The 6,155-nt window shown below is 57.9% G+C and carries 6 protein-coding genes; all 6 read left to right on the top strand.

Going from position 1 to position 6,155, the window contains the following annotated elements; translation table 11 throughout:
- The coding region (locus FP026_RS08085) for a TetR family transcriptional regulator (protein WP_188112531.1) at positions 1–424 on the top strand (424 nt) is incomplete at its 5' end.
- 186 nt (positions 425–610) lie between these two features.
- Positions 611–1,492: a shikimate dehydrogenase gene (locus FP026_RS08080; protein ID WP_149634089.1), complete on the top strand. Its 882-nt coding sequence runs from the start codon at positions 611–613 to the stop codon at positions 1,490–1,492.
- 117 nt (positions 1,493–1,609) lie between these two features.
- Positions 1,610–2,665: a sugar ABC transporter substrate-binding protein gene (locus FP026_RS08075; protein WP_188112530.1), complete on the top strand. Its 1,056-nt coding sequence runs from the start codon at positions 1,610–1,612 to the stop codon at positions 2,663–2,665.
- Between the two features lie 57 nt (positions 2,666–2,722).
- Positions 2,723–4,204 (top strand): sugar ABC transporter ATP-binding protein, encoded by a 1,482-nt coding sequence (locus FP026_RS08070; protein ID WP_149634087.1) that lies wholly within the window; start codon positions 2,723–2,725, stop codon positions 4,202–4,204.
- Between the two features lie 13 nt (positions 4,205–4,217).
- Positions 4,218–5,180 carry an ABC transporter permease gene (locus FP026_RS08065; RefSeq protein ID WP_188112529.1) on the top strand — a complete coding sequence of 321 codons (963 nt, stop codon included), beginning with the start codon at positions 4,218–4,220 and terminating at the stop codon, positions 5,178–5,180.
- 44 nt (positions 5,181–5,224) lie between these two features.
- Positions 5,225–6,151 (top strand): ABC transporter permease, encoded by a 927-nt coding sequence (locus tag FP026_RS08060; RefSeq protein ID WP_188112528.1) that lies wholly within the window; start codon positions 5,225–5,227, stop codon positions 6,149–6,151.
- The last annotated feature ends 4 nt before the right edge of the window (positions 6,152–6,155 follow it).

Here is a 6,155-nt window from a genome sequence, read left to right as displayed (position 1 = left end):
TTTCGAGTCCAAAGACGAGATCCTGTTGTCTATGCTGAGTGGAATGGGGGAGATGCTGACAGATGCGGTGCGAAAAGCCTCCGACGAGTCGACCCCACTTGTTGCGGCTCGGAACGCTGTTCTCAGGGTCTGCAATGCAATCCCATCGAGCGAGATGATCGAGCTGGATCGTCTTATGCGGACAAGCCCAAGCGTGCAGGCGCGTAAGCAAGTGTTTTACGTGCAGCAGGAGGACGAAATCTACACAGCGCTGAGGGAGCGTTGGCCCGAGCCCGAGCGCTCAATGGCGTTGCGGACCGTTGCGATGCTCGCAGTCGGGGCCATGCGAATTGCGGGGGATATCTTCACTCAGGAAAATGGCGAGCGGCCGCTGGCCGAACTTCTTGAGAACATATTCCGTAGCGTCGCCTCGGAGATCCGCTGAGTATCCGGGCCGTCGACCACATCAGGTCACATTCTTTAAAATCTGTTTTCGTTCAATCGCATAAAGGCCAAGCTCGCGCTCGCAAAAATCAGCATCACCGCAATTGACATTACTAACTGGTTCGTACATTTTAATCAACGAGGAGCCCGCAGCCATCTTGGCGCGGCGTCGTATTGGGTGGATGCTTTGAATTCCAAGACCGAAACCATAGCGCGATCCGTGCAAGTGGGTCTCATCGGCAGCGGCATAGGCAAATCGCGAACTCCGGCGATGCATGTCCACGAGGGCCGGATGAATGGCCTCGACTATCGCTATGACCTGATCGACCTAACGGAGCTTGGAGTTGGCGTCGAAGCACTCGGAAGGTTGATCGATAAAGCTGAGAGTGATGGTTTTGTTGGCCTCAACATAACTCATCCATGCAAGCAGGCGGCGATCCAGTTCGTCGATGAACTCTCCCAGGACGGCGCTACCCTTGGCGCGATCAACACAATCACCTTTGCCAATGGACGGCGCATTGGCCACAACACCGACTGGTGGGGTTTTGCTGAAGGCTTTCGTCGCGGCCTGCCGGATGCTCCGCTATCAACCGTTGCGCTGATCGGCGCCGGTGGGGCAGGCATTGCCGTCGCCCATGCACTGGCGACCATGGGGACGCGCTTTCTGCATATCTTCGATCTAAGCGCTTCCCATGTCGCGGCGCTGATCGAGCAATTAGAGGGCAAGCATCCGGACTGCACCTTCGTCGCCGGTACCGACATCGCTACTGCTTTGTTAGATGCCGATGGTCTGGCGCATGCGACCCCGACTGGCACAGCTGCTCATCCGGGCGTCCCGCTCGATGTCGCACTGCTCGAACCTCGCCACTGGGTGGCCGAGATCGTCTATTTTCCGCTGGAAACTCAACTCTTGAAGGAGGCAACGTTGCGCGGTTGCCGCGTGGTCAATGGCGGCGGCATGGCCGTCTACCAAGCAGTCCGCGCATTCGAACTGTTTACCGGCATAGCAGCTAATGCCGAGCGGATGACACGGCATTTCGGCACGCTCGGCGAGGCTGACGATATGTGAAATTGAGCGCGGCAACGCGCTGCAATGACCATTCGTGGGAGCGGATGGTGAAAGAAGAGAGGAGCGACCGCATCCATGGCGGTCAAAATGGCCAGAAGGCTAATCGGGAGGAAGAAGATGAAATTCGGCTATACACTGGCGCTTGCCGCGTCCCTTGTTACTGGCTTAATGACGACGACCTCTGCGGAGGCTGCAAGCAAAGGCACGATCGTTGTTTTCGTGCCGTCGAGTACCAACCCTTATATCGGTCAGTTCCAACTCGGCGCCAAGGCCAAGGCTACTGATCTCGGTTATGACATCAAAGTAATCGAGAACAATTTCAATCAGTCCGAACAGGATAGCCAGGTCCAGCAGCAACTGGCATCCGGCGACAAGGTTGCCGGCTATATCTGGTGGCCCTTCGAAAATGCGGCCGGAATCGCATCGCTTCGCGCTCTGTCGCAATCGGGTGCACCGGTCATTCTCTCCAACCAGTACCCGATCAGGGGCACGGAAGCCTTCTGGACAGCCTATGCTGGCGCCAATGACTTCCTGAGCGGCAAGACCGCAGCCGAAATTCTGGTCGATGCCTGCTCCAAGGCGGGTGCCAAGTGCGACAAGGGTGCGATCATCCGTTTCCCAGCTGGTGTCTCCGCGGGTGACGACCGCGCAACCGGCTTCCAGGATGCCGTCAAGGGCAAGCTCAACGTCCTTGACGTGGTTCCGACGGCCGGCTTTCTTGAAGACGAGGGATACAAGGTCGCATCTCAGATCATTCCGGCCCACAAGGGTGAGCTGACTTGGCTCTACACCGAAAACGACTCTCTGGCCGGTGCCGCAGCCCAGGCTGCCAAGGAAAACGGTCTGACGCCAGGCAAGGATATTTTCATCGTTGGCGGTACCTGCCACGGTGATTCCAAGCATGTGAAAAGCGGCGAGATCGCTGGCACCGCGATCCAGTCCGGTTATTTCGAAGGCTGGATGGCCGTCCAAGCTCTCGGAAAGTTCGTCGCCCAAGGCAAGGTCGTTGACGGCGAAAAGTATCTCGAAGCCTCCCCCGACACGCTGCCCTCCGACAGCGACCCGCTCTACAAGTATAACTTCCTGCCCAATCCCGCTGTTGCAAATAGCCAGGCCGCCTATGATGCCGCCAAGCTTTGGGGCAAGTCTGCAGATCAGCTCTGCAATTTCTGAAACCGTGAGCGCCCCGGCGGCTTGAATGCCGCGGCACCGTTTTCATGGGGATGTGCCATGCTGAAGATGATTAATATCGCCAAGCGCTACGGGCAGACGCTTGTTCTCAACGACGTCAATCTCTCCGTCAAAAAGGGTGAGGTGATGGCGCTGATGGGCGAAAACGGCGCCGGCAAATCGACGCTTGTCAAGATCCTGGCAGGCATCGAACCGTCAGACCAGGGCACGATCGAAATCGACGGTCAGCCTGTGTTGATCCGCTCGCCAGCCCATGCCCGCGCCGCAGGCGTCGGCTATGTGGCACAGGAATTGTCGATCGTGGAATGCCTGTCGGTGGCTGAAAACGTCTTTCTCGGCGATACTTCGATCGGCGTCGTGCGCTCCGCCGCACGTATGGCGGAAATGGCCAAACCCTATCTCGCCCAGGTCGGCCTGGATTATGTCGACCCCTACGCTTATGCCGCAAATTATTCAGTTGCTGAACGCCAACTAATCGAAATTGCCAGATTGCTCTCTCGCAAGGCTCGGATCGCCATCCTCGATGAACCGACCGCCGCCCTGTCGGAAAGTGAGATTGTTCGCGTCAAGGCTGCTGTGCGTGCTCTGGCTGGAGGTGGCTGTGCAGTTATTTATGTCACTCACCGTATGCCGGAAGTGTTCGATCTCACCAATAAGGTCACGGTACTTCGTAACGGCTCAAGCTTTCCCCCAATGGAGACTGCGTCGCTGTCGATCGACACGCTGATTGAAACCATGCTCGGCCGACAACTCGGCAAGATGTTTCCTCCACGCGCGGCCAGTATCGGCGGCAATGTCCTGAGCCTCGAAGGCTGTCTCGCCAGCGGGTTGAAGGCACCGATCTCGCTCAATATCCGCAAGGGCGAAATCGTGGCCCTCGCAGGGCAGGTCGGCAGCGGTGCCAGCACCATCCTTCGCATGCTTGCCGGCGTCACACCCGTTCTTGCTGGACGTTGCTTTCTGGAAGGCAAGCCGTACGCACCGAAGACGATCGCAGAAAGCATCGCGCAAAAGGTCGTTTATTGTTCCGATGACCGCAAACGCGACGGCATTTTCGCCGTCCGCTCCGTGCCAGAAAATCTTTCGGCGCCGGCTCTTGGCGCCATCAGCCGCCATGGTCTGCTCTTGCGCGGGCTTGAGAGGGCCCATATCGCCTCGATCGCCACCAAGTTCGGGCTTGAGGACCGCTATTTCAATCGCTTGGCCGGCAATCTCAGCGGCGGCAACCAGCAGAAGGTCGCGCTCGGCAAATGGGTCGGCCTCCAACCCAAGGTGTTGATGGTCGAAGAACCGACCCGCGGCGTTGACGTTGGTGCCCGCGCCGAAATCTACCGTAATCTGCGTCAGCTTGCCGATGCCGGCTTGTCGATTATTTTCGCCTCGTCTGACACTCAGGAAGTGCTGGGCCTTGCCGATCGGATAGCCACCTTCTTCCATGGCAAGATGATCCGCATCTCCAATGCCGACGATGCGACAGCCGAAAGCATCGCCCGGGATGTCACACAAGCGCGCGCCGCCTGATCAGGAACTGAGAATGAACATGACAATCCAGAGCCTGCCCGCAGACAGCAAGTTCAACATTCCCAAGGCAGCCTATGCGGCGCTGGCAATCGTCGCGGTGACTGTTATCGCCGGCCTGACCACGCCGACCTTTGCAACAGTCGACAATTTGTTTGTGGTCATCCGTGCGGCCTCCATAACCGGGATCGTTGCTATCGGAATGAGCTACATCACCATTTCTGGCAACCTGTTTGCGCTTTCGGCAAGCTCGCTCGGCGCATTGCTGGCGGTTCTGTTTGCACTGATAACATCCCATCTTGGTTTCGGTACTGGCATTGTTCTGACCTTGCTCATTGCCGCGGTCGCCGGCGTTGCTCAAGGGCTCGCGGTCAACCTGATCGGCAATCCGATCATCACCACACTGGCGTTTGGCACTGTGTTTCGCGGTCTGGCGGCCTTGTTCAGCGGCAACTCTATCCTTCGGATCGATAGCAACGCAGCGCTCCTCCTAGGTACCGCGCGCCCCCTTGGCGTCCCGACGCAAAGCTGGGTGTTTCTGCTTGCTGCTCTGATCAGCTGGTTCATCATCCGCCACGTCAAGCTTGGCCGCGAGATCGTGCTTTGCGGTGCCAATAAGGAAACCGCTACGGCTAGCGGTTTAAACGTCGGCTTGGTCACTGTGGTTGCCTGTGTCGCCTTGTCGGTCGGCGTGGCGATCATGGGAATCCTGACTGTCTCGCAATTCTCCCAGGCCAAGGCCGATCTGTTCATGGGCTATGACTTCGATTACATCGCGGCCGTTCTGGTCGGCGGCGTCGCCCTTAGGGGCGGACGCGGATCACCAATCCAGGCCGCGCTCGGCGCTGTGCTGATCGCGCTCCTGCAGAATTTCATGTTGCTCAACGGTTATTCGGCAGGCCTGCGTATGACGATCGTGGGCCTACTTGTCATCGTCTCCATCAGCGTGTTCCACGTCCTGCAGGGTAAATCGCGATGAAAATGACTGCTGAAGCCAAGAACAATCTTTCTCGCCTTGTACTGATGATCGCCGTCTACGTGATCTTCGCCGTTCAGATACCGAGCTATTATTCGTCCGCCGGTGTCTCCGCGCTGATGGATAGCGCCGTGCTCGCCGGCATCATCGCCATCGGTGTCGGGCTGACAATGATTGCTGGCGAAATGGACTTGTCTGTCGGCTCCATGGCGGCCTTCGCCGGCATCCTGTCGATCAAGTTCTTTGCGCTAGGCATGGTACCAGCTTTCTTGTTGGCGATCGTCATCTGCGCTGTGCTCGGCGCCGTTCAAGGTTGGTGCATTTACCGGCTCAACATCAATTCTATGGTCTTCACGATTGGCACGCTGATTGCAATTCGCGGCTTAACGCTGATTTTGTCGGGCGAAAAGACAGCACTGATCCCATTCTCCGATATTGCTAAGACAGATATTCTCACCAATAAACTGCTGATCTTCACCGTCCCTTCCCTTCTCCTCCTGCTTCTGGTCGTTGCTTTCGACCTCTTTGCGCGAAGAACTCTCTGGGGGCGTGAGATCTTTGCGATCGGAGGTGGCCGTAACGAAGCGCGCGCGGCCGGCGTGTCGCTGCGGCGCCCAACCATCATGATCTTCTCGATGTCGGCGGGGCTTGCTGGTTTGGCGGGAGCTCTTATTTCTATCAAGACCGGCAGCGCAAGCCCGCTCGGCTTTGATGCCGTTTTGCTCGAAGCTGTTACCGCCTGCCTGATCGGGGGCATTTCGCTATCCGGCGGCCGGGGCAGCATATGGGGTGTGGTTATCGGCCTGTTCACGATCCGCTTTCTAGTCAGCGGCATTGCGGCACTTGGGGCGCCGTTCTGGATGCAGAGCCTCGCGACCGGCGCGCTGCTGATCTTCGTGATAATCGCCGAGGCCATCATCCGCTATGTCCTGCGCCGTCGACGCTTCGCCCTCGCGTCGCAGCTGTCAGCCTAAGGAA

The organism is Martinezella tropici, assembly GCF_008370325.1.
Taxonomy (GTDB): Bacteria; Pseudomonadota; Alphaproteobacteria; order Rhizobiales; family Rhizobiaceae; genus Rhizobium; species Rhizobium tropici_B.
The sequence above is the reverse complement of the archived record's forward strand: the minus strand, read 5'-3'. Positions and strand labels throughout refer to the sequence as shown.

Excerpts from the sequence above, each read along its gene's own strand:
- FP026_RS08075 (WP_188112530.1), top strand. The coding sequence starts at position 1,610 with ATGAAATTCGGCTATACACTGGCGCTTGCCGCGTCCCTTGTTACTGGC.
- FP026_RS08065 (WP_188112529.1), top strand. The coding sequence starts at position 4,218 with ATGAACATGACAATCCAGAGCCTGCCCGCAGACAGCAAGTTCAACATT.
- FP026_RS08060 (WP_188112528.1), top strand. The coding sequence starts at position 5,225 with ATGATCGCCGTCTACGTGATCTTCGCCGTTCAGATACCGAGCTATTAT.
- FP026_RS08070 (WP_149634087.1), top strand. The coding sequence starts at position 2,723 with ATGCTGAAGATGATTAATATCGCCAAGCGCTACGGGCAGACGCTTGTT.